Annotated in this window: 17 protein-coding genes and 1 riboswitch; of the genes, 10 read left to right on the top strand and 7 right to left on the bottom strand. The window is 72.1% G+C overall.

The annotated features are described in order from the left end of the window. Window positions 1–30: 30 nt before the first annotated feature. The 3 genes from EIM48_RS02795 to thiC form a co-directional block, all read right to left on the bottom strand. Window positions 31–933 carry an AraC family transcriptional regulator gene (locus EIM48_RS02795; protein ID WP_051403622.1) on the bottom strand — a complete coding sequence of 301 codons (903 nt, stop codon included), beginning with the start codon at window positions 931–933 and terminating at the stop codon, window positions 31–33. Window positions 934–1,051: 118 nt separating this feature from the next. Beyond that, window positions 1,052–3,340: a winged helix-turn-helix domain-containing protein gene (locus tag EIM48_RS02800; RefSeq protein WP_158675192.1), complete on the bottom strand. Its 2,289-nt coding sequence runs from the start codon at window positions 3,338–3,340 to the stop codon at window positions 1,052–1,054. A gap of 384 nt (window positions 3,341–3,724) precedes the next feature. After that, window positions 3,725–5,602, bottom strand: coding sequence for a phosphomethylpyrimidine synthase ThiC (gene thiC, locus EIM48_RS02805; RefSeq protein ID WP_019398180.1), 1,878 nt, complete (start codon window positions 5,600–5,602; stop codon window positions 3,725–3,727). 109 nt (window positions 5,603–5,711) lie between these two features. Beyond that, window positions 5,712–5,819: riboswitch (TPP riboswitch) on the bottom strand. Window positions 5,820–5,919: 100 nt separating this feature from the next. Between thiC and EIM48_RS02810 the strand changes: the two genes are divergently transcribed. After that, entirely contained in the window at window positions 5,920–7,482 is a 1,563-nt protein-coding gene (locus tag EIM48_RS02810; RefSeq protein WP_125111035.1) for a BCCT family transporter, read from the top strand. Here the strand turns inward: EIM48_RS02810 and EIM48_RS02815 are convergent. The 3 genes from EIM48_RS02815 to ilvD form a co-directional block, all read right to left on the bottom strand. After that, entirely contained in the window at window positions 7,467–9,299 is a 1,833-nt protein-coding gene (locus tag EIM48_RS02815; RefSeq protein WP_019398178.1) for a methyl-accepting chemotaxis protein, read from the bottom strand. The genes EIM48_RS02810 and EIM48_RS02815 overlap by 16 nt on opposite strands. 92 nt (window positions 9,300–9,391) lie before the next feature. Then, window positions 9,392–10,729: a cellulase family glycosylhydrolase gene (locus EIM48_RS02820; RefSeq protein ID WP_026010431.1), complete on the bottom strand. Its 1,338-nt coding sequence runs from the start codon at window positions 10,727–10,729 to the stop codon at window positions 9,392–9,394. Between the two features lie 115 nt (window positions 10,730–10,844). Next, window positions 10,845–12,683 carry a dihydroxy-acid dehydratase gene (gene ilvD / locus EIM48_RS02825; protein WP_125075864.1) on the bottom strand — a complete coding sequence of 613 codons (1,839 nt, stop codon included), beginning with the start codon at window positions 12,681–12,683 and terminating at the stop codon, window positions 10,845–10,847. Between the two features lie 463 nt (window positions 12,684–13,146). Here ilvD and ilvC point away from each other — a divergent pair, with 463 nt between their 5' ends. The 9 genes from ilvC (at window position 13,147) to EIM48_RS02875 (ending at window position 23,050) form a co-directional block, all read left to right on the top strand. Beyond that, window positions 13,147–14,154: a ketol-acid reductoisomerase gene (ilvC, locus tag EIM48_RS02835; protein ID WP_028914565.1), complete on the top strand. Its 1,008-nt coding sequence runs from the start codon at window positions 13,147–13,149 to the stop codon at window positions 14,152–14,154. Then, complete coding sequence (gene ilvG, locus EIM48_RS02840; protein WP_028914564.1) at window positions 14,151–15,881, top strand: acetolactate synthase 2 catalytic subunit; 1,731 nt, start codon at window positions 14,151–14,153, stop codon at window positions 15,879–15,881. The genes ilvC and ilvG overlap by 4 nt, the downstream gene beginning before the upstream one ends. Beyond that, the gene (locus EIM48_RS02845) at window positions 15,865–16,149 is read left to right on the top strand and encodes an ACT domain-containing protein (protein WP_028914563.1); all 285 of its coding nucleotides are present in this window, start codon (window positions 15,865–15,867) and stop codon (window positions 16,147–16,149) included. The genes ilvG and EIM48_RS02845 overlap by 17 nt, the downstream gene beginning before the upstream one ends. Before the next feature lie 90 nt (window positions 16,150–16,239). After that, entirely contained in the window at window positions 16,240–17,391 is a 1,152-nt protein-coding gene (locus EIM48_RS02850) for a threonine dehydratase (protein ID WP_028914562.1), read from the top strand. After that, complete coding sequence (locus EIM48_RS02855; RefSeq protein WP_125075861.1) at window positions 17,388–18,962, top strand: 2-isopropylmalate synthase; 1,575 nt, start codon at window positions 17,388–17,390, stop codon at window positions 18,960–18,962. Before EIM48_RS02850 ends, EIM48_RS02855 begins: the two co-directional genes overlap by 4 nt. Window positions 18,963–19,065: 103 nt before the next feature. Beyond that, a complete protein-coding gene (locus EIM48_RS02860) occupies window positions 19,066–19,278 on the top strand; it encodes a hypothetical protein (RefSeq protein ID WP_125075860.1) in 213 nt (70 codons plus the stop codon). A 49-nt stretch (window positions 19,279–19,327) separates the two neighbouring features. After that, complete coding sequence (gene leuB / locus EIM48_RS02865) at window positions 19,328–20,386, top strand: 3-isopropylmalate dehydrogenase (RefSeq protein WP_125075859.1); 1,059 nt, start codon at window positions 19,328–19,330, stop codon at window positions 20,384–20,386. Window positions 20,387–20,415: 29 nt separating this feature from the next. Beyond that, window positions 20,416–21,756 carry an NADP-specific glutamate dehydrogenase gene (gene gdhA / locus EIM48_RS02870; RefSeq protein WP_125111036.1) on the top strand — a complete coding sequence of 447 codons (1,341 nt, stop codon included), beginning with the start codon at window positions 20,416–20,418 and terminating at the stop codon, window positions 21,754–21,756. Between the two features lie 208 nt (window positions 21,757–21,964). Then, entirely contained in the window at window positions 21,965–23,050 is a 1,086-nt protein-coding gene (locus EIM48_RS02875; protein ID WP_125111037.1) for a serine hydrolase, read from the top strand. A 51-nt stretch (window positions 23,051–23,101) separates the two neighbouring features. Here EIM48_RS02875 and leuD read toward each other — a convergent pair whose 3' ends face one another. Beyond that, entirely contained in the window at window positions 23,102–23,746 is a 645-nt protein-coding gene (gene leuD, locus EIM48_RS02880) for a 3-isopropylmalate dehydratase small subunit (RefSeq protein WP_125111038.1), read from the bottom strand. Window positions 23,747–23,756: the final 10 nt, after the last annotated feature.

Below are 23,756 nucleotides of genomic sequence, written 5' to 3' on the forward strand. Positions count from 1 at the left end.
AACGCAGCAAGACGTTACGGAGCCACGCGCTCATCCCGCTTGGCCGTGCATGTCGACCGGGTTTGCCAGGGCTGCCGCCACGCTCCCCCCATGGAGACGGTAGATCGACGGCGGCACGCCGAACTGCGCGCGGAACGCGCGCGAGAAGCTGCAGTTGTTCTCGAAGCCGCACGCGGCGCCGACCTCGCCCACCGCCATCCGCCCCTCCAGCAGCAGGCGCGCGGCGCGCTGCAGGCGCAGGCGCGCCGAGGCCGCCTGCGGGGTCTCCCCGTACACCGCGCGGAACGCGCGGATGAAGTACCAGACCGACATGCTGGCGCGATCGGCCATCTGCAGCGTGGTCAGGGCGCGCTCGGGGTGCCCCTCCAGGTAAAGCATCACCCGCTGCATGCGCGCGAACACCTGGCGGCGGCGGTGCAGGGTGCGGCCGGGGCAGCGCTCCACCAGCGCGCTGCAGTCGTCCTGCAGGTCGGCCAGCGCGCGCAGCAGGCGGCCGAGCAGGACCGAGGCGTCAGCCGGGTGCAGCCCGGGACGCAGCAGCCGGCGCCACAGCGACAGCACGCCGCGGCGCGCGCGCGGCGGCGCCTCGCCGCGCCCGGGATACATCGGCGCATAGGCCGACTGCTGCAGCCGCGCCTGCAGGCCGGCGGAAAGCACCAGGCCCAGCACCAGCGCGCGGCTGCCGCTGCGCACCACCGGCATCGACTCGCGGTCCAGGTAGATCCAGTGCCCGGCGCCCAGGGCGAAGCGGCCCTCCTGGCTTTCCAGCTCGGCGCTGCCGCGCACGACCAGCCAGATGCTGGCCGCGCCGGCCTGCAGCGCGAGGCCCGCGCCGCGCGCCAGGGTCGCCAGCGTGGGCCGCTCGTGCGCGCCGGGCGGCCAGTGCAGCTCCTGCAGCTGTCCGCGGTCGCCCGACAGTGTCCTGATCCTCATGGCCGTGTCTCCTTGCGGGGGAACTGGCCACCTGTTTGCCGGAGCGCCGCGCGCGTTGCAGGAAACGCCGCTGAAATCTTCCTGATATTTGTCTTTCGGCCGGCCTCGCCCTTTCGGATCAGCGGCTTGCGCCGCGCCGCAGCGAGGCCAGCGAGGCCAGGCCCACGTCCATGTCGTCCTCCAGCGGCAGCGCCAGGAAGGCACGGCGCCCGGCCTCGTCGACACTGGCCGAACCGGAGGCCACCGCGTGGGTGTGCGACAGGCAGCGCGGACGCGCCGCTCCGGCGCCGATCTCGGTCCAGCCGGTGGCGCAGCCCGGCGCCGGCGCGGTGGAGAAGATCCGCCCGCCGGCAACCAGCCATTCGCGGTACTGCTCAGGCACCGGCGCATCCATGCCGACCTGCACCACCCGCTGCAACGCCGGGTCGGCGCACCACAGCCCGCTGCGCGTGGTGCGGCTGAAGCAGACGCGGTCCTGCCGGTGGTCGTAGCGGGCCAGGGCGACGTCGTCGAGGCTGGCCAGTTCGCGCCACTCCGGCAGCTGGTACAGGACCAGCCGGGTACTGCCGCCGCTGCCGTCGACGCCGACCAGCAGCTGGTCCGGCCTGCCGGTCCAGGCGGCGAAGGCGGGCACGCCCGGCACCGGCAGCACGCGCACGGTGTCGAAGCCGACCTCGACCTGGTACAGGCGGTCGCCGCCGCTGCCGGTGGCACCGATCACCAGCAGGCGGCTGCCATCCGGCGACCACACCGGCGGGTTGCGCGGCACCGGCACGATGCCCGGCACCGCGCGCAGGGTCTGCGGGTGCTCCAGCTCGCCGATCCACAGCTGCGCGGCCAGGCTGCGGTCGGACACGAAGGCCAGGGTCGAGCCGTCGGGCGATACCGCAGGCATCAGGTCCACGCCGCTGGAGGCGAACACCGGTTCGCCCGGCTGCGTGCCGTCGCCGGCCGCCTCCAGGTCGAAGGCGTACAGGCCGCTGCGGAAGCGGTAGATGCCGAACACCATCGTCCACGCATCGGCGGCCACTTCCGGGAACACCGGGTTGCCGCGCGGGGGCGACGGCAGTTCGGTGATCGAACCGTCCGCCAGCGCCAGCCGGTACAGGCGCGCCTCCTCCTTGACCAGGCTGAAGACCAGGCCGCTGCCGTCGGGCAGCCAGTCCCAGCCGCGGATGTCGCCGCGCAGGCGGGTCAGCTGCCGCGGCGGACCGCCGGCCGCGGGCATCAGCCACAGGTCGCCCAACGAGGTGCCGCGGCGGAAACCCAGCCAGGCGCCGTCGGGCGAGAACCGCGGCAGGGTATCCAGGCCGTCGGCCGGATAGGCCAGCGCCTCCCAGCGCCCGCTGCCCAGGTCCAGGCGCCGCAGCGGCGCCGACTGCCCGCTGCTGCGGCGGCGCCCGCCCATCACCAGGGCACGGCCGTCCGGGCTCCAGTCGAAGGCGGCGTAATCCTCGCCCTCGCAGCGGCCGACTTCGCGCTCGCCGCCGCCGGCGGCCGCGACCACCATCAGCCGGCAGCCGTCGCCGCCGGTGCGCACGAAGGCGATGCGGCGCCCGTCGCGCGACCATGCCGGCAGGTCGTCGGCCTCGCCGTGGCCGGGGAAGGTCAGCTGGCGCGAACTGCCGTCGCCGGCCGGCTGCAGGTACAGCGTGCGCGGGCCGCCGGCGCGGACCGGGCGCGCGTAGGCGACCTCGCTCCCGTCCGGCGACAGCGCCGGCCCCTGCTCGGGCAGCGCGGTCGCGGCGATGGCCTGGTACTGCAGCGGCGGTGCGCCGGCCGCCACGTCGGCGGCATCGTTGGCGCGCGTGCGCGGATTCAGCAGTTGCCACGCGCCGGCGCCGAAGGCTAGCACCAGCAACAGGGACAAGGCCGGCCACCAGGACGCGATGCGCCGGCGCGGCGCGCGTGCGGGCGCGCCCGTGCCGGCGGCCGCTGCAGGCGCCTGCTCCTGTGGCGCCGGCCGCGGCTGGATCGGCGCCGGCACCGCGGGCGCCGGTGCCGCCGGCACTGCGGCCGGTTCCGGCGTGGCGGCCGGTTCGATCCAGCAGCACGGCACCACCAGGCGGTAGCCGGCCTTGGCAATGGTCTCGATGTACGGCGGCGCCTCGCCGCGGCCGCCGAACGCACGCCGCAGCTGCGCCACCGCCTGGGTGAGCACGTCGTCGGTGGGCAGGGTGTCAGGCCAGACCCGCTCCAGCAGCTGTTCGCGGCTGACCACGCGGCCGCCGGCCTCGACCAGCGCCAGCAGGACCTGCAAGGCCTTGAGCGTCAGCCGCCGCGGTTCCTCCGCGCCCGGCCGCGACACCACCCTGCGGTCGACGTCGACCTCGCACTCCCCCACGCGCAACAGCCTGCCGGCCGCTTCCGCGGCCCGTTTGCGCGCCTCGCTCTCCGCCGCACCCATGCGACTCCCATGTATCCAGTGCCCCGGGGCGCTTCGCCCCGCCGTGCCACGACCGCCGGCCGGCGCAACCGGCCTGGCGCCTGCCCCATGCAGGCGGGCGATCCGGCAATGCAGGCACACTAGCCACGGCCCCGGGCAGCGCCATGTGTCTTTGGTACGGGTGACCGAAGTCCGGTCAGCTGCCGGTCGGGAAACGGGCAGGCGCGGCGCGCCATCGCGGCAAGCGCGGCAAAGCCGCCCGGCCATCGCCGGCTAACACCCCCGGGACGGCGATGGGGACACTGGCGCACGCCGCGGTCGACGTCGTTCCGCGGCATGGCGCCAGCAGCGCCTTGCCTGGTCGCGGTGCCAGGGGGAGGGGCCGCGACCAGGCCCTTTTGCGCGCTATCCGGCGCGGTAGACCTCCGCGCCCTGCTCGCGGAACTCGGCCGCCTTGCCGGCCATGCCCGCCTCCAGCGCCGCCCGCTCGTCCAGCCCGTGCTCGGCCGCGTAGTCGCGCACGTCCTGGGTGATCTTCATCGAGCAGAAGTGGGGCCCGCACATGGAGCAGAAGTGCGCCAGCTTGTGCGCCTCCTTGGGCAGGGTCTCGTCGTGGAACTCGCGCGCCTTCTCCGGATCCAGGCCGAGGTGGAACTGGTCCTCCCAGCGGAACTCGAAGCGTGCCTTGGACAGGGCGTTGTCGCGTACCTGCGCGCCGGGATGGCCCTTGGCCAGGTCGGCCGCGTGCGCGGCGATCTTGTAGGCCATGATGCCGTCGCGCACGTCCTGGCGGTTGGGCAGGCCCAGGTGCTCCTTCGGCGTGACGTAGCAGAGCATGGCCGTGCCGTACCAGCCGATCATCGCCGCGCCGATCGCCGAGGTGATGTGGTCGTAGCCCGGGGCGATGTCGGTGGTCAGCGGCCCGAGCGTGTAGAACGGCGCCTCGCCGCACTCGCGCAGCTGCTTGTCCATGTTCTCCTTGATCAGCTGCATCGGCACGTGGCCGGGGCCCTCGATCATGGTCTGCACGTCGTGCTTCCAGGCGATCTTCGTCAGCTCGCCCAGGGTCTCCAGCTCGCCGAACTGGGCCGCGTCGTTGGCGTCGGCGATGCAGCCCGGGCGCAGGCCGTCGCCCAGGGAGAAGGCCACGTCGTAGGCCTTCATGATTTCGCAGATTTCCTCGAAGTGGGTGTAGAGGAAATTCTCCCTGTGGTGCGCCAGGCACCACTTGGCCATGATCGAGCCGCCGCGGGAAACGATGCCGGTCACGCGCCTGGCCGTGAGCGGCACGTAGCGCAACAGAACGCCGGCGTGGATGGTGAAGTAGTCCACGCCCTGCTCGGCCTGCTCGATGAGCGTGTCGCGGAAGATCTCCCAGGTCAGCTCCTCGGCGCGGCCGTCGACCTTTTCCAGTGCCTGGTAGATCGGCACCGTGCCGATCGGCACCGGCGAGTTGCGGATGATCCACTCGCGGGTCTCGTGGATGTGCTTGCCGGTGGACAGGTCCATCACCGTGTCCCCGCCCCAGCGGATCGCCCACACCATCTTCTCCACCTCCTCGGCGATGCCCGAGGACACGGCGGAGTTGCCGATGTTGGCGTTGATCTTGGTCAGGAAGTTGCGGCCGATGATCATCGGCTCGCTCTCGGGGTGGTTGATGTTGCACGGGAGGATGGCGCGGCCGCGGGCGATCTCGTCGCGCACGAACTCCGGGGTGATCACCTCGGGGATGCTGGCGCCGAAACCCTGGCCCGGATGCTGGGCACGCAGCGCCGCGTCGCGCACCGCCTCCAGGCGCTGGTTCTCGCGGATGGCGACGAACTCCATCTCCGGGGTGATGATCCCGCGCCGCGCGTAATGCATCTGGGTGACGTTGGCGCCGGCCTTCGCCCGGCGCGGCAGGCGGCGCCCGGGGAAGCGCACTGCGTCCAGCTTCGGGTCGTGCTCGCGCGCGCGGCCGAACTCGGAGGTCAGCGCCGGCAGCTCCTCGGTGTCGCCGCGTTCGGCGATCCACTGCGCGCGCAGCGGCGGCAGGCCCGCGGCCAGGTCGATCCGCGCCTCCGGGTCGGTGTACGGGCCGGAGGTGTCGTACACCGTCACCGGCGGGTTGTCCTCGCCGCCGAACACGGTGGGGGTGCGGGTCAGCGCGATCTCGCGCATCGGCACGCGGATGTCCGGGCGCGAACCTTCGACGTGGATCTTGCGCGAGCCGGGGATCGGCCGGGTGACGGAGCCGGAAAGCTGGGCGGTCTGCTGGAGCAGGGAGGCGGGGATGGCGTTCATGCGTTGTGTCCGTCCGTTCAGGGGATAACCGCACCGGGGTGCGGGACGGGACGACGGACCACGCATGCGCGGCACCGCCGCCCGAAGCGGGCGGACACAGGACGGACGGAGCCCGTCCTGCGAAGCTTCCCTACGCCGGTATCAGCCGGATCAGGTTCCAAGGGACTGTCTCAACCGCGCGCCCCAACCGGCGCCCGCGGTACCCCCGCTTCGGCGCCGATTACACCACAGACCGCGCGCGCTTGCCGCAGGCCGCCGCGACGGGCCGCCAACGGGGCCGTTGCTAGACTGTGCGCCTCCACGCCACCGGAGCCGACATGGTCTTCCGCATCTCCTTCTTGCTGATCGCGCTGCTTGCGGCGGCAGCAGGCCTGGCGCCGTCGCGCTTCGCCGCGATGGTGGACGCGCTGCTCGGGGGCATGCTCGCCAACACCGGCTGGCTCTACCTGCTGGTCGTGTTCGCCACCCTGCTGTTCATGCTGTACCTGGCCTTCGGCAGCCTGGGCGAGCTGCGCATTGGCGGCGAGGACGCCGAACCGCAGTTCGCGGTGGGCAGCTGGCTGGCGATGCTGTTCGCGGCCGGCATGGGCATCGGCCTGGTGTTCTGGGGCGCGGCCGAGCCGCTGTCGCACTATTTCAATCCGCCCGAGGCGCTGGAACCGGCGAGCATGCCGGCCGCGCGCGCGGCCATGCGCTATTCGTTCTTCCACTGGGGCCTGCACCCGTGGGCGATCTATGCCCTGGTCGGCCTGGCGATGGCCTGGTTCCAGTACAACCGGCGTGGCCGCGGCCAGCTCAGCGATCTCCTGCAGCCGGTGCTGGGCCGCCACCACCGCGGCTGGGCCGGACGCTGCGTGGACATCGCCGCGGTGGTGGCCACTGCGATCGGCGTGGCCACCACCCTGGGCTTCGGCGCGCTGCAGATCGTCGCCGGCCTGCGCACGGTGTTCGGCACGCCCACCGGTACCGGGATGCAGCTGGCGGTGATCGGCATGGCCTTCGTGCTGTACATGGTCTCCAGCCTCAGCGGGGTGGAGCGCGGCATCAAGTGGCTGTCCAGCGCCAACCTCGCGCTGGCGGGCCTGTTGCTGCTGGCGGTGCTGGCCCTGGGGCCGACCGCGTTCCTGTTCGACGTGTTCACCAATGCCCTGGGCGGCTACCTGGACAACCTGGTCGGCATGAGCCTGCGCATGTCGCCGTTCTCCGGCAGCGCCTGGGTGAGCGAGTGGACGATCTTCTACTGGGCCTGGTGGATCTCGTGGGCGCCGTTCGTGGGCACCTTCATCGCGCGCGTGTCCTACGGCCGCACCATCCGCGAGTTCGTGGTCGGCACGGTGCTGGCGCCCAGCCTGCTGGGCTTCGCCTGGTTCGCGGTGTTCGGCGGCCTGGCGCTGTGGCAGCAGCTGTTCGTGGCCGACCTGCAGCCGGTGCTGGAAAGCGGGTACGAGAACGTGCTGTTCGCCCTGTTCGGGCACCTGCCCGGCAGCACCGCCCTGAGCGCGGTGGCGGTGGCGCTGCTGGTGGTGTTCTTTGTCACCTCGGCCGATTCGGCGGTGCTGGTGCTGGCCAGCATGTCCAGCGACAAGGCCGGCGACCCGCCGCCGCTGCGGCGGATCGCCTGGGGCGTGGCGATCGCGGTGGTGGCCGCGGCCCTGCTGCTGGCCGGCGGCCTGGATGCGCTGCAGGGCCTGGTGACGATCTCGGCGCTGCCGTTCGCGCTGTTGCTGGTGCTGGTGATCCTGGCCATGCAGCGCACGCTCGCGCATGCACGCAAGGTGCGCCGCCGCCGCGCGCAGATGCTGCGCCACGCGCTGGAGCACTGGGTCTATGGGCCGCACCGCACCCGCGGCCCGGCGCCGCCGCCCTACTCCAGCGAGTAGCCGATGCGGAACCCGCCCCAGTGGCGGCCATCCACGTACACCGGCACCGACAGGTCGAACATGATCTGGCCGGTGTCGCGGCGGTAGACCTGCAGCCGGTACGGGTCGGTGTGCGCGCCCACGCTGCGGCCGACGCGGTCGCCGAAGATGCGCTTGGTGCGGTTGCCGACCAGGTCCTTCTCGCGGTCGCCGGTCAGAGGCTGGCAATAGCGCTGGTTGTGGGTGGGCACGTAGCCGTCGGGGTTGGCGCTGATCGCGAACACGATCCACGGCTCGGCGTTGGCCACCGGCTCCTGCAGCGGCGGCAGGATGCGGTCGCACAGCGCGTCGAACGGGGTGCGGTACTTGGGCGGGTCGATCCCGGGGATCTGCTTGTACTCGCGCGAGAACAGCGCCTCGGCACCGATCCGGCCCTCGGCCACCGCCGCGGCCAGGGCCATGCCGATGCGGCGCGCGCCGGCCTCGGCCAGTTCGCGCACGCGCGCATGCCTCGGCACCTGCATCGGGTCCGGCGGCAGCCGGAACAGGCCGACGCAGTCGTGCAGGGTGGCCACGCCCTGGCCCAGCGCCTCGCTCAGTTCGGCCACGTGCGCGGCGTGCTGCAGGTTGCTGTGGCCCAGTTCCACCACCTGCTCCACCGCGCGGTCGATCGCCAGCACCTCCTCGCCCTGCGAGGCGATGCGCCGCGCCACCGATTCCATCGCCGCGCCGGCGCCCTGCAGGGACTGGCCGATGCCGGCCAGCATCTCCCCGGTATGGCGCGCCGACTCGGCGCTCTCGCCCAGCGCCTCGACCGTGCCGCCGACGATGGCGCGCACGTCGCGCGCGGCACTGGCGGCGCGCTCGGCCAGGCGCCGGATCTCGCTGGCGACCACGGCGAAGCCGCGCCCGGCCTCGCCGGCATGCGCGGCCTCGATCCCGGCGTTGATCGACAGGATGTTGGTCTGGAACGCGACCGAGTCGATCACCTCGATCACCTCGCCGGCGCGCGCCGCGCGTTCCTCCACCTGGCGCATCGCCGCGGCCAGGGCGCGCGCGGCCTCGCCGCCGCGCCGCGCGTCCTCGTCGGCGCGCACCGCCGCGGCGCGCACCTGCTCCAGTTCGCCGCGCACGTCGTCCAGGTCCTGGCGCAGCCGGCTGGTGGCCGCCAGCACCTGTTCCAGGGCCTCGGCCTGGGCGCGGGTCTGCGCCGCCAGCTCGTCGTTCTCGCCGACCACCTTGGGCACGTCCGCGGCCAGCTGCACCGACAGCGCCACCGCCTGGCGCACCGCCTCGGCGAGGTTGCCGAAGCCGGCGGCCAGGCGCCGCCCGGCCTCGCTCGCGGCCTGCGCAGGCGGCAGCTGCAGGGCCAGGTCGCAGCGGGCCAGGGCCTCGTTGACCGCCGCCAGCAGCTCGCGCGGCTGTTCGGCCCCGGCCAGCCGCTGCGCCAGCGGGGCCAGCAACGGATGGGTGACCGCCCCGCCGCCGGCGGCCATGCCGGCGGCCTCGCGCAGCAGCGTGGCGGTTTCGGCGTGCGGCAGCGAGGCGATCCAGCCCTCGCCATCGGCCTGGTAGCGCAGGCGCCGCGCAGGATCGTCGCCGGGCGCGGCCCACACCCCGGCGCCATCGGCCAGGTCGCCGCGCTGCAGGCCCCATAGCGGGCCTGCGGCCGGCACCGGCAGGGCGGTGTCCTCCAGCCCCAGCAGGTCCCGGGCGGTGCGGTTGGCGGCCACGATGCGGAGCCCGTCGTCCAGGCGCAGCAATGCAACCGGCGCATCGGGCAGCGCAGGCGCGCTGGCCTGCGTGTCCTGCTGCGTCGGCGACTCGATCGTCGACATGATTCCCCTCCTCTCCCTGTCCCGGATATCGGCCGCCGAGCGCAAGGCCTGAAGGCGGAAAGCACGGCGCCGCCGGCCCGGCCTGAACCAGTTCAGGGGAGCGCGCGCAACTGGCGTGCGTGGGCGGAGACGATTTCCAGGGTCGAACGGTCGCTGTCGAACAGGGAGAACAGGCCCTGCGCTTCCTGCGGCGGGTCGCCGGTGAACGGATCGCCTTCCTTCCACATCCAGTCCGGGTTGGAGGTGCGGCCGCGGCCGCCCCAGGCCCAGAAGTTGGAACCGGCAATCGGCGCCCCGGCGCGCGCATGCTGCAGCAGGCGCGCGTACACCGCCTGGTAGAAGCGGTCGCGTGCGGCCACCGGCGCGGCCGGGTCGTAGGAACCCTTGTCGCGGTTGAGGCCGAACTCCGACAGCACGATCGGCTTGCCCAGCCTGGCCGCCATTTCCACGTGGCGGTCGATGTACTCCAGCGACGCCTGCAGCCCGGCTTCCAGCCGCGCCGCCGGGTCGTGGTGGTCGATCCAGCCCCAGTTCGACGGCCACAGGTGGAACGTCAGGTAGTCGATGTGCGGCGAGGCATGCGCGATCAGGTAGTAGTCGTCCTCGCCCAGCGAACCCATGCGGCCCTCGCTGCCGGTGCTCACCAGTTGCCTGGGCGCCAGCTGGCGGATGAAGGCGGCGGTATCGTCCAGCCAGGCGCGGTAGGCCTGGAAATTGGCCGCTCCGGCGGCGTCGCTGCCCGGGCGCGGCTCGTTGGCCAGCTGCCAGGACATCACCGTTGGATCCTCGGCGTAGGCGATGCCGTTGACGCTGTTGCGGCGGGTGACGACGGTGCGGATCGCGTCGCGGTAGGCGGCCTGCGCCTCGGGCATGGCGTAGAAGCGCGCCGAATTCTGCATGAAGCCGTTCCAGTCGCCGGTCTCGTCCGGATCGAACACCGGTTCGCCGCTGAACCAGGACACGTATTGCGACATGCCGCCGGACCACTGCCAGAAGTTGTTGAGGTACAGCACCGCCTTCATGTCGCGCTTGCGCATCTCGTCCAGCAGCACGTCCAGGCCCTCCAGCAGGCGCTGGTCGTACTCGCCGGGTGCGACCATGAAGGCCGGGCGCACGCCGCGCCTGAAGCCGCTGGCCTCGCTCATCGCCAGCACGCGCAGGTTGTCGATGCCGGCGGCCTTGAGCTGGTCCAGCTCGGCGCGCAGCCGCTCGCGGTCGCCCACCCCATCGGGGGCGCCGAGGTAGGCGCCGTACCAGAAGTTGGCACCGGCAAAGCGGTAGGGCTTGCCGTCGAGCACGAAGCCGGTCCCGTCGACGCGCACGAAACCGGACGCTGCGGCCGGCGCCGGCAGGCACTGCAGTACCGCCAAAAGCACCGCGGCGGCGAACGCGAAGCGGCGGCCTGGCCGAGGTAACGATATCCCACGCATGCACTGCCCTCCTGGCTTGGGAAGGCGCATTAGACCCGGAACGGACGCGGCAGGCATGCTGCGGCCGCACAAGGCGCGCCCGCGCCGGCACCGCCGGGCGGGCGCGTCCGAAGGCTCACCCCTCCAGCAGCTCGCGGTTGCGCACCGCGCCCTTGTCGGCGCTGGTGGCCAGCAGGGCATAGGCCTTCAGTGCGGTGCTGACCTTGCGCGCGCGCGGCTGCGCCGGGCGCCAGCCCTGCGCGTCCTGCTCGGCCCGGCGGCGCGCCAGTTCGGCCTCGTCCACCAGCAGCTGGATGCTGCGCGCGGGAATGTCGATGCGGATGCGGTCGCCGTCGCGCACCAGGCCGATGGTGCCGCCGGCCGCGGCCTCCGGCGAGGCATGGCCGATCGACAGGCCCGAGGTGCCGCCGGAGAAACGGCCGTCGGTCAGCAGCGCGCACTTCTTGCCCAGGCCCTTGGACTTCAGGTAGCTGGTCGGATAGAGCATCTCCTGCATGCCCGGGCCGCCCTTGGGCCCTTCGTAGCGGATCACCACCACCTCGCCCGCCTGCACCTCGTCACCGAGGATGCCCTTCACCGCCGCGTCCTGGCTCTCGTACACCCGCGCCGGGCCCTCGAACACCAGGATGGACTCGTCCACGCCCGCGGTCTTCACCACGCAGCCGTCGGCGGCGAGGTTGCCGTAAAGCACCGCCAGTCCGCCCTCGCTGGAGTAGGCGTGCTGCAGGTCGCGGATGCAGCCTTCGCTGCGGTCCAGGTCCAGCGACGGCCAGCGGGTGTCCTGGCTGAAGGCGACCTGGGTGGGGATCCCGGCCGGGCCGGCGCGGTAGAAGGTGTGCACGGCCTCATCGCTGGTGCGGGCCACGTCCCAGCGCTCGATCGCCTCGCCCAGGCTGGGCGCATGCACGGTCGGCACGTCGGTATGCACCAGTCCGCCGCGCGCCAGCTCGCCGAGGATGGCCATGATGCCGCCGGCGCGGTGCACGTCCTCGATGTGGTACTTCTGCGTGTTCGGCGCGACCTTGCACAGCTGCGGCACCTTGCGCGAGAGGCGGTCGATGTCGCGCAGGGTGAACGGCACCCCGGCCTCCTGCGCCGCGGCCAGCAGGTGCAGGATGGTGTTGGTCGAACCGCCCATGGCGATGTCCAGCGCCATCGCGTTCTCGAACGCCTCGAAAGTGGCGATGCCGCGCGGCAGCGCGCGCCCGTCGCCGCCGCCATACCAGCGGTGGCACAGCTCCACCGCGGTCACGCCGGCGCGCTTGAACAGGGCCTCGCGATCGGCATGGGTGGCGACCACGGTGCCGTTGCCCGGCAACGACAGGCCCAGCGCCTCGGTCAGGCAGTTCATCGAGTTGGCGGTGAACATGCCCGAGCACGAACCGCAGGTCGGGCAGGCGCTGCGCTCCACCGCCGCCACCTGTTCGTCGGTGGCGTTGGGATCGGCGGCCATCACCATCGCGTCGATCAGGTCCAGCTTGTGGTCGGCCAGGCGGGTCTTGCCCGCCTCCATCGGCCCGCCGGACACGAACACGGTGGGGATGTTGAGCCGCAGCGCGGCCATCAGCATGCCCGGGGTGATCTTGTCGCAGTTGGAGATGCACACCAGCGCGTCGGCGCAGTGCGCGTTGACCATGTACTCCACCGCGTCGGCGATCAGTTCGCGGCTGGGCAGCGAATAGAGCATGCCGTCGTGGCCCATGGCGATGCCGTCGTCGACGGCGATCGTGTTGAACTCCTTGGCCACGCCACCCACGCGCTCGATCTCGCGCGCCACCAGCTGGCCGAGGTCCTTGAGGTGGACGTGGCCGGGCACGAACTGGGTGAACGAGTTGGCGATGGCGACGATCGGCTTGTGGAAGTCGCCATCCTTCATCCCGGTGGCGCGCCACAGGGCGCGGGCACCGGCCATGTTGCGGCCGTGGGTGGAGGTGCGGGAGCGGTATTCGGGCATGGCTGTACGGGTGCTGGCGAAGGCGGGCGCGCATGCGCGGCGGGGTTGCCGGATGCGGACGGAGCGCGCGGGAGGTGCAACCGATTGTGATGCGTTTCCACGGTTGCATCTGCAACAGTAAAACGGCCACGGAAGGCGCTTGACAAGCCTGGAATCGGCGTGCTTTCCTGCGACCCATGCTGCATCGCCACACGACCACCGACGCCGACCTGCACGCAGCCGCGAACGCCGCGGTGTCGGTCCTCGTCCTCGTCCTTATTAGCTCGCCAACAGGTGCGGGACGAGCCGGCGTGTAGGCAACAGAAAGACGCCAGACCCTCAAAACCCCGCACCGGAAGGCGCGGGGTTTTTTGTTTCCACCTTGCACAAGGTTCCGTCCGGAAAGTTCTCAGCAGAAACGATCTCGTTCCGGCAAATTCCCAGGCTTCGCCTTCCCATCCACGCAACCGCACAGGACCACGCCATGACCAGCAGCACCTCCACCAAGATCGCGATCGTCGGCTACGGCAGCCAGGGCCGCGCGCACGCGCTGAACCTGCGCGATTCCGGCTTCGACGTGACCGTGGGCCTGCGCCCGGGCGGTCCGACCGAGGCCAAGGCCCAGGCGGACGGTTTCGTGGTCAAGAGCCCGGCCGAGGCGGTGAAGGACGCCGACCTGGTCGCCGTGCTGGTCCCGGACATGGTCCAGAAGAAGCTCTACGAGGAAGTCCTGCGCGACAACCTCAAGCAGGGCGCGGTGCTGCTGTTCGCCCACGGCCTGAACGTGCACTTCGGCATGATCACCCCGCGCGAGGACCTGGACGTGGTCCTGGTCGCGCCCAAGGGCCCGGGCGCCCTGGTCCGCCGCGAGTACGAGATCGGCCGCGGCGTGCCGTGCATCTATGCGGTGTACCAGGACAAGTCGGGCAAGGCCGAGGAATACGCCCTGGCCTACGCCGGCGGCCTGGGCGGCGCCCGCGCCAACCTGATCAAGACCACCTTCAAGGAAGAGACCGAGACCGACCTGTTCGGCGAGCAGGCCGTGCTGTGCGGCGGCGCCTCGTCCCTGGTGCAGGCCGGCTTCGAGACCCTGGTCGAGGCCGGCTACCAGCCGGAGATCGCCTACTACGAAGTCCTGCACGAGCTGAAGCTGATCGTCGACCTGTTCTACGAAGGCGGCATCACCCGCATGCTCGAGTTCATCTCCGAGACCGCCCAGTACGGCGACTTCGTCTCCGGCCCGCGGGTGATCGACGCCTCGGTCAAGGCGCGCATGAAGGAAGTGCTGAAGGACATCCAGGACGGCACCTTCGTGCGCAACTGGCAGGCCGAGTACGACGCCGGCCTGCCGAACTACAGGAAGTTCCAGCAGGCCGACAAGGACCATCCGATCGAGAAGGTCGGCCGCGAACTGCGCGCCAAGATGGTGTGGCTGCAGGGCAGCGCCCAGCCCGCCGAAGAACAAACCGCCAAGAAGACCGCCGCCGCATGAACGCCAACACCCCCACAGCGACGGCGGCCGGGCTGCGCAATGGCGCAGCCTGGGTCGCGCACGCGCTGGAGGCCGAGGGGGTCGACACCATCTTCGGCTATCCGGGCGGCGCGATCATGCCGTTCTACGACGCCCTGGTGGATTCGGGGCTGCGCCACATCCTGGTCCGCCACGAGCAGGGAGCGGCCCTGGCGGCCAACGGTTACGCCCGCGCCTCCGGCAAGGTCGGCGTATGCGTGGCCACCTCCGGGCCCGGCGCCTCGAACCTGGTCACCGGCATCGCCGACGCGATGCTGGATTCGGTGCCGATGGTGTGCCTGACCGGCCAGGTGCCGACGTCGCTGCTGGGGACCGACGCGTTCCAGGAGCTGGACGTGTTCGGCATGACCATGCCGATCGTCAAGCACAGCTTCCTGGTGCGCAGCGTGGACGAGCTGCCGCACGTGATGGCCGAGGCCTTCCGCATCGCCCGCGAAGGCCGCCCGGGCCCGGTCCTGGTCGACCTGCCCAAGGACGTCCAGGTCGGCGCCGCCACCCACCTGCCGGCGCACGTGCCGGCCCCGGTGCAGGCACCGCCCCCGCCGCCGGATGCGGCCCTGGCCGAGGCCATCGCTGCGATCGCCGCGGCCGAAAAGCCGGTGATCTACGGCGGTGGCGGCATCGGCATCTGCGATGCGGTGGACGAGTTCCGCCAGTTCGTCGAGGCCACCGGCATCCCGACCGTGCTGACCCTGCGCGGCCTGGGCGCCCTGCCCGGCAACCACCCGCAGTTCCTGGGCATGCTGGGCATGCACGGCACCCGCGCCGCCAACATCGCGGTGCAGGAGTGCGACCTGCTGGTGGTGGTTGGCGCCCGCTTCGACGACCGCGCCACCGGCAAGCTGTCCGAGTTCGCGCCGTTCGCGCGGGTGGTCCACCTGGACGCGGATGCCTACGAGATCTCCAAGCTGCGCACCGCCGACATCGCCCTGCCCGGCGACCTGGCCGCGGGCCTGCGCGCCCTGGCCGCGGCGCGCAGCACCGCCGGCGAATGGCGCCAGCGCTGCACCGCCCTGCGCGAGAAACATGCCCCGCGCTACGACGCACCCGGCACCGACATCTACGCCCCGGCGCTGCTGAAGCGGGTCAGCGAACTGTGCCCGGACGCGATCATCACCGCCGACGTGGGCCAGCACCAGATGTGGGTGGCGCAGCACTGCCGCTTCAGCCATCCGCGCAACCACCTGACCTCCGGCGCGCTGGGCACCATGGGCTTCGGCCTGCCGGCGGCGATGGGCGCGCAGTTCGCCTTCCCCGACCGCCCGGTGGTCCTGGTCAACGGCGACGGCGGCTTCATGATGAACGTGCAGGAGCTGGTCACCATCGCCCGCTGCAAGCTGCCGGTGAAGATCATCCTGCTGGACAACAGCGCCCTGGGCATGGTCCGGCAGTGGCAGGAACTGTTCTTCGACAAGCGCTACAGCGAGATCGACCTGTCCGACAACCCGGACTTCGCCGCCCTGGCCCAGGTGTGCGGCATCCCGGCCTCGCGCATCGAGCAGCGCTCGCAGATCGAGGACGCACTGGCGGCGCTGCTGTCGGCGCCCGGCCCGGGCCTGCTGCACGTGAAGATCGACGCCAGGGCCAACGTCTGGCCGCTGGTCCCCGCCGGGCAGGCCAACAGCCACATGCTGGACGCCAACCCCAACGAACAGAAGGCAGAGTCAGCTCATGCACTACCGGCTTGACCTGGTGCTGAAGCCCGTGGAGGGCGCGCTGGTGCGCGTGATCGGCATGACCGAGCGCCGCGGCTTCGCGCCGCGCGCGATCCAGGGCTTCCCCGACGCCGCCGACGGGCGCTGGCGCCTGCAGATGGTGGTCAACAGCGGCGGGCGCACGGCCGAGACCCTGCGCCGCCAGCTGCAGAAGGTGTACGACTGCGAATCGGTGCAGATCTCGCCGGTCGACGGCCCGCTGCCCGGCGAAGCCGGCGCCGGCCACGGAGGCGCGCCATGAACGCGCGCGCAGCCGCCCGTTCCGCCGTCGCCCCCGTGGAGGCGACGGTGCGGAGGTGCCTTCTCGGAAATCGCACGGAGCGCCGCGGCGATGCCTGATACCGGCCGCACCAGCGCAGGAGAAGCGGACGTCGGCGACGTCGGCGTGGCCGACGTACTGGCCGCGCAGTCGCGCCTGCGCCGGTTCCTGCCGGTGACGCCGATGCACCACGCCGAGCGCTTCGGGGTGATGCTCAAGCTGGAGAACCTGCAGCGCACCGGCTCCTACAAGGTGCGCGGCGCGCTCAACGCGATGCTGGCCGCGCGCGAGCGCGGCGACGACCGCCCGGTGATCTGCGCCTCCGCCGGCAACCACGCCCAGGGCGTGGCCTGGGCCGCCTACCGCCTTGGCGTGCAGGCGATCACGGTGATGCCGCACGGCGCGCCGCAGACCAAGATCGCCGGCGTCACCCACTGGGGCGCCACCGTGCGCCAGCACGGCGACAGCTACGACGAGGCCTACGCCTTCGCCCGGCAGCTGGCCGAGCAGTACGGCTACCGCTTCCTGTCCGCGTTCGACGACCCGGACGTGATCGCCGGCCAGGGCACGATCGGGATCGAGATCGCGCCGCACGCCCCGGACGTGGTGATCGTGCCGATCGGCGGCGGCGGGCTGGCCTCCGGCGTGGCCCTGGCGCTGAAGTCGCAGGGCGTGCGCGTGGTCGGCGCCCAGGTCGAGGGCGTGGATTCCATGGCCCGCGCGATCCGCGGCGACCTGCGCGAGATCGACCCCGCCAGGTCGCTGGCCGACGGCGTCCGGGTGAAGGTGCCCGGGTTCCTGACCCGGCGCCTGTGCGCGCGCCTGCTGGACGACGTGGTGATCGTGCGCGAGGCCGAACTGCGCGAGACCCTGGTCCGGCTGGCGCTGGAAGAGAACCTGATCGCCGAGGGCGCCGGTGCCCTGGCCCTGGCCGCCGGCCGCCGCGTGGCCGGGCGTCGCAAGTGCGCCGTGGTCTCCGGCGGCAACATCGACGCGGCCACCCTCGCCCAGCTGCTGTCCGAGGTCCGCCCGCGGCCGCCGCGCAAGCCGCGCCGGCGCAGCCGCGGCCCGGAACCGGCCGCCGCCGCGGGGGATGGTGCGGCGCGCAAACCGATCCCCGTGGCAAAGCGCCGCCCAGCCGCTAACCTGTCCCCCACCACCACCGTTTCCGTCCCAATGGCGCCCATCGCGCCGCAGCCCGTCGAAGAGGAGTTCACCTGGTGAACGCGCAACAGTCCCAAGCCCAAACCCAGGTCTCCCAGGCCCGCATCCGGGTGTTCGATACCACCCTGCGCGACGGCGAGCAGTCCCCCGGCTGCAGCATGACCCCGCCGCAGAAGCTGGTCATGGCCCGCGCACTGGCCGAACTGGGTGCGGACGTGATCGAGACCGGCTTCCCGGCCAGCTCGCAGTCCGACCGCGAGGCCATGGCCCTGATCGGCCGCGAGATCCGCGAGCCGGTGCTGGCCGTGCTCTCGCGCTGCCTGCAGGCGGACATCGACACCTCCCTGCGCGCGCTGGAGGCCGCCGCGCGCCCGCGCCTGCACGTGTTCCTGTCCACCAGCCCGCTGCACCGCGAGCACAAGCTGCGCATGAGCCGCCAGCAGGTGCTGGACCGGGTGGTCGAGAGCATCCGCTACGCCAAGGGCCACATCGACGACATCGAGTTCTCCACCGAGGACGGCACCCGCACCGAGGAGGACTTCCTGCACGAGGTCGTGGCCGCGGCGATCGAGGCCGGCGCCACCACCATCAACATCCCCGACACGGTCGGCTTCACCACCCCGGAGGAGATCCGCGGCATCTTCCAGCGCCTGATCGCGCAGGTGCCGGGCGCTGACAAGGTCATCTTCAGCGCGCACTGCCACAACGACCTGGGCCTGGCCGTGGCCAACACCCTGGCCGCGATCGAGGGCGGCGCGCGCCAGGTCGAGTGCACCGTCAATGGCATCGGCGAGCGCGCCGGCAATTGCGCGCTGGAGGAGATCGTGATGGCGCTGAAGGTGCGCAACGCGTTCTTCGAGGCCGACACCGGCATCGACACCCGCCGCCTGGTGCCGACCTCGCAGCTGCTGCAGCGCCTGATCGGCATGCCGGTCCAGCGCAACAAGGCGGTGGTCGGCAGCAATGCCTTCGCCCACGAGTCGGGCATCCACCAGCACGGCATGCTGCGCCACCGCGGCACCTACGAGATCATGCGCCCGCAGGACGTGGGCTGGCCGGACACCCAGATGGTGCTGGGCCGCCACAGCGGCCGCGCCGCGGTCGAGCAGCGCCTGCGCGCGCTGGGCTACTACCTGGAGGAGACGGAGCTGGACCTGGTGTTCGCCGACTTCAAGGCGCTGTGCGAGCAGCAGCGCGTGGTCACCGACGCCGACCTGCAGGCGCTGATGCAGGACACCGGCGACGGCGAGGGCTACCGCCTGGCCTCGATGACGGTCAGCGACGCCGGCCAGCGCGCCAGCGCCACCGTCGAGCTGTCCGACCCGGATGGCCGCCGCGTGGCCGAGACCGCCGAGGGCGACGGCCCGGTGGACGCGCTGTTCGCCGCGCTGTCGGCCGCCACCGGCGTGCAGCTGAGCCTGGAGAGCTACCAGGTGCACAGCGTCGGCCTGGGCACCGATGCCCGCGGCGAAGCCAGCCTCAGCGTGCGCCACGGCGAGGACGAATACGAAGGCACCGGCACCAGCCGCGACATCATCGAGGCCAGCGCGCTGGCCTGGCTGGACGTGGCCAACCGCCTGCTGCGCCAGCGCCGTGCCGCGGGGAACAGCGAGCAGCTGGCCACCGCCTGAACCGATGCAGACCCGGCCGGCCGCCGGTGGGGAGCCGGCGGCCGGCCTCCATTCCACAGACCGCCGACCGGCGCTCCCCGTTCCGGTCGCCGAGGAACGTTCCATGCCCATCCCCGAAAGCAACCCGGCCGCCGCGCTGAGCTTCGACGCTGCCGTCAACCGTGCCCTGGCGCGCCGCCGCGCCGACATCCCGCTGCCGCCGCGCCCCGACGCGTCCGAGTGGGACGGCCCGGTGCGCCCGCAGGCAGCCGCGGCCGGGCCCGCCCGCGATCCGGCGCCCGCGCCGGCCGAAGCCGAAACCGAAGCCGCCGGCTGAGCCGCGCCCGGCCACGCGCATCCCACCTTCCCCGTTGCGAGGCACCCCCATGCACGCGAACATCGTCGTACTGCCCGGCGACGGCATCGGCCCGGAGATCGTCTCCGCCACCCTGCCGGTGCTGGAGGCGGTCGCCGCCCGCCATGGCCACAGCTTCTCCTTCCAGGAGCACGACATCGGCGGCATCGCCATCGACCGCCACGGCGAACCGCTGCCGGCATCCACCCTGGAGGCGGCGAAGAACGCCGACGCGGTCCTGCTCGGCGCGGTCGGCGGCCCGAAGTGGTCCGATCCCAACGCCAAGGTGCGGCCGGAGCAGGGCCTGCTGGCGATCCGCAAGGGCCTGGGCCTGTTCGCCAACCTGCGCCCGGTGCGCCCGCACGCGGCGGCGCTGGGCGCCTCGCCGATCAAGTCCGAACTGCTGGAAGGCGTGGACATCGTGGTGGTGCGCGAGCTGACCGGCGGCATCTACTTCGGCGACAAGACCCGCAGCGCCACCGACGCCAGCGACCTGTGCCGCTACACCGTGGCCGAGATCGAGCGCGTGGTGCGCAGCGCAGCGGCGCTGGCGCGCAGCCGCCGCGGCCACCTCACCTCGGTGGACAAGGCCAACGTGCTGGAGACCTCGCGCCTGTGGCGCGACGTGGCCGCGCGCGTGGTGCGGGAGGAGTTCCCGGACGTGACCCTGGAGCACCAGCTGGTCGACTCCATGGCCATGCACCTGCTGTCGCGGCCGCGCGCCTACGACGTGATCGTCACCGAGAACATGTTCGGCGACATCCTCACCGACGAGGCCTCGATGCTGGCCGGCTCGCTGGGCCTGCTGGCTTCGGCGTCGCTGGGCGACGGGAAGGCCGGGATCTATGAACCGATCCACGGCTCGGCGCCGGACATCGCGGGCAAGGGCATCGCCAATCCCTACGCCACCATCCTCAGCGCGGCCATGCTGCTGCGCCACTCGCTGGGCCTGGAGGCCGAGGCCGCCGCGGTGGAGGCGGCGGTGTCGTCCGCGCTGGACGACCGCGTGTTCACCGCGGACCTCGCGCCGGCGGGCCAGGCCGTCGACACCACCCGGGCCGCGCAGGCCGTGATCGAGCGCCTGCGCTGAGCAGCCGCCCCAGGCAAAGGAGACAAGCCATGCCAGGTTCCAGGGAAGAGTTCCTCGAGCGGGTACAGCGCCGCGATCCGGGCCAGCCGGAATTCCTGCAGGCGGTCAAGGAAGTCACCGCCAGCCTGTGGCCGTTCCTCGAGCGCAACCCGCAGTACGCGCGCGACGGCCTGCTGGAACGGCTGGTCGAGCCGGAGCGGGTGATCCAGTTCCGCGTGTCCTGGGTCGACGACCGGGGCCAGGTGCAGGTCAACCGTGCCTGGCGCGTGCAGCACAGTTCGGCGATCGGCCCGTACAAGGGCGGCATGCGCTTCCATCCCACGGTGAACCTGTCGATCCTGAAGTTCCTGGCCTTCGAGCAGACCTTCAAGAACGCGCTCACCACCCTGCCCATGGGCGGCGGCAAGGGCGGCTCGGACTTCGACCCCAAGGGCAAGAGCGACGGCGAGGTGATGCGCTTCTGCCAGGCGCTGATGCTGGAGCTCTACCGGCACCTGGGCCCGGACACCGACGTGCCGGCCGGCGACATCGGCGTTGGCGCGCGCGAGGTCGGCTACATGGCCGGCATGATGAAGAAGCTGTCCAACCAGGCCGGCTGCGTGTTCACCGGCAAGGGCCTGGCCTACGGCGGCAGCCTGATGCGCCCGGAGGCCACCGGCTACGGCACCGTCTACTTCGTCGAGCAGATGCTGCACCACGCCCACCGCGAGACCCAGGGCGCGCGGGTGCTGGTCTCCGGCTCGGGCAACGTCGCCCAGTACGCGGCGGTGAAGGCCACCGACCTGGGCGGCAAGGTGCTGACCTTCAGCGATTCCGGCGGCACGCTCTACGCGCGCGACGGCTTCGACATGGAGGCGATCGAGGCGGTGATGGATCTGAAGAACGTGCGCCGGGGACGCCTGGCGGAACTGGACGGGGACCGGCGCTTCGAATACCTGCCCGGCAAGCGCCCCTGGCACATCCCGGCCGAGATCGCCCTGCCCTGCGCCACCCAGAACGAGCTGGACGGCGAGGACGCGCGCACCCTGGTGAAGAACGGCGTCATCTGCGTGGCCGAGGGCGCGAACATGCCCTCGACCCTGGAGGCGGTGGACGTGTTCCTGGAGTCCGGCACCCTGTACGCGCCGGGCAAGGCCTCAAACGCCGGCGGCGTGGCCACCTCGGGCCTGGAGATGAGCCAGAACGCGCTGCGCCTGTCCTGGCACCACGCCGAGGTGGACGAGCGCCTGCACGCGATCATGAAGGACATCCACGGCAACTGCGTGCGCCACGGCAAGCGCAAGGACGGCACGGTCAACTACGTGGACGGCGCCAACATCAGCGGCTTCGTGAAGGTGGCCGACGCGATGCTGGCGCAGGGCGTGTACTGAGGCGCCCGCGGCGCGGGCGCCGCCCCGCCGCGGAAGGTCTGCACGCCGCATCGCGCCAGCGCGGCGCGGCGTGGCGGCCACCAGGGCCCATGCCTGGCGCCGCCCTTGCCGGCTTCCGTCGGCGTTTCCGCCGCTTCGTCGCATCGCCCCTGCTGCGCGCGCGGGGCGCGTGCCAGGCTCCCGGCACCCTTGCCGCCGGAGACCTGCCATGCGCCTGCCCTTGCTCGCCACGCTCCTGCTCCTCCTGCTTCCCGCCACCGTGCCGGCGAAGCCGCCGGCCTGGCGGCTGGAACCCGCCGCGGACCACGGCATCGATCCGGCCGCGCTGGCCGGGATGGAACGTGCCATCGCGGCCGGCGAGTTCGGCCAGGTCACCAGCGTGCTGGTCGCCCGCGACGGCGTGCTGGTCTACGAGCGCTATTTCGACGAGGGTGGCGCGGAGGCGCGCCGCGACACGCGCTCGGCGACCAAGACCGTCGCCGGCATGTTGGCCGGCATCGCCCAGGCCGAGGGCCGGATGCGGGCCGACGCGCCGGTGCTGCCGCTGCTGCGGCGCCCGCCTCCGGCCAATCCGGATCCACGCAAGGACGCGATCACCGCGGTCGACCTGATGACCATGTCCTCGCTGCTGGAGTGCGACGACTGGAACCAGTGGTCGCGCGGCAACGAGGAACGCATGTACCTGGTCGAGGACTGGGTCGGGTTCTACCTGGACCTGCCGATCCAGGGCTTCCCGGCGTGGATGGAGCGGCCGGAAGACTCGCCATACGGACGCAGCTTCCGCTACTGCACCGCCGGCGTGACCACGCTCGGCGCCGCGATCCAGGCCGCCGTCGGCCGCCCCCTGCAGGACTATGCCCGCGCCAGGCTGTTCGACCCGCTGGGCATCGAGGCGCCGGCCTGGCAGTTCTCGCCGCTGGGCCTGGCCCAGGCCGGCGGCGGCCTTGCCCTGCGCAGCCGCGACCTGCTCGCGCTGGGCGAGCTGTACCGCCGCGGCGGCGAATGGAACGGCCGCCAGCTGGTGCCGGCGGCATGGGTGGCCGAATCCACCCGGCCGCATGCGCGCATCGAGGACGGCATCGACTACTGCTACCTGTGGTGGCTGCACCACGACACCAGCGAGGGCCGCACGTTCGATTCGTTCGCGATGAACGGCACCGGCGGCAACACGGTGCGGGTGTTCCCCGCGCAGCGCCTGGTCGTGGTCGTCACCACGACCAACTACGGCAAGCCCGACGCGCCGCGACTGACCTTCCGCCTGCTGACCGGCAAGCTGCTGCCGGCGGTCAGGTGACCGCCCACGGCCGCGGGAGCGCGGCGCGGGCAAGCCGCGCCGCATCCTGGATCAGGCGGCGCCGAACAGCCAGGGCTGGGCGGCGCGGTGGCGTGCCTCGAAGGCGGCGATCGCGTCCTTCTCCTGCAGGGTCAGGCCGATATCGTCCAGGCCGTTGAGCAGGCAGTGCTTGCGGAAGGCGTCCACCTCGAAGCGGTGCTGCACGCCATCGGGGCGGGTGACCGTCTGCGCCGCCAGGTCCACGGTCAGGGTGTAGCCCTCGCGGGCTTCGCACTGGCGGAACAGCTCGTCGACCTCGGCGTCGGACAGCACGATCGGCAGCAGGCCGTTCTTGAAGCTGTTGTTGTAGAAGATGTCGGCGAAGCTGGGCGCGATGATCGCGCGGAAGCCATACTCGTCCAGCGCCCACGGCGCGTGCTCGCGCGAGGAGCCGCAGCCGAAGTTCTCGCGCGCCAGCAGCACGCTGGCGCCCTGGTAGCGCGGGAAGTTGAGCACGAAGTCCGGGTTGATCGGCCGCGTGCTGCAGTCCTGCCCCGGCTGGCCCACGTCCAGGTAGCGCCACTCGTCGAACAGGTTCGGGCCGAAGCCGGTGCGCTTGATCGACTTGAGGAACTGCTTGGGGATGATCTGGTCGGTGTCGACGTTGGCGCGGTCCAGCGGGGCGACCAGGCCGGTGTGGGTGGTGAAGGCTTTCATTGGCGGTTTC

The sequence above is a fragment of the Pseudoxanthomonas sp. SGNA-20 genome, from assembly GCF_003931635.1.
Taxonomy (GTDB): domain Bacteria; phylum Pseudomonadota; class Gammaproteobacteria; order Xanthomonadales; family Xanthomonadaceae; genus Pseudoxanthomonas.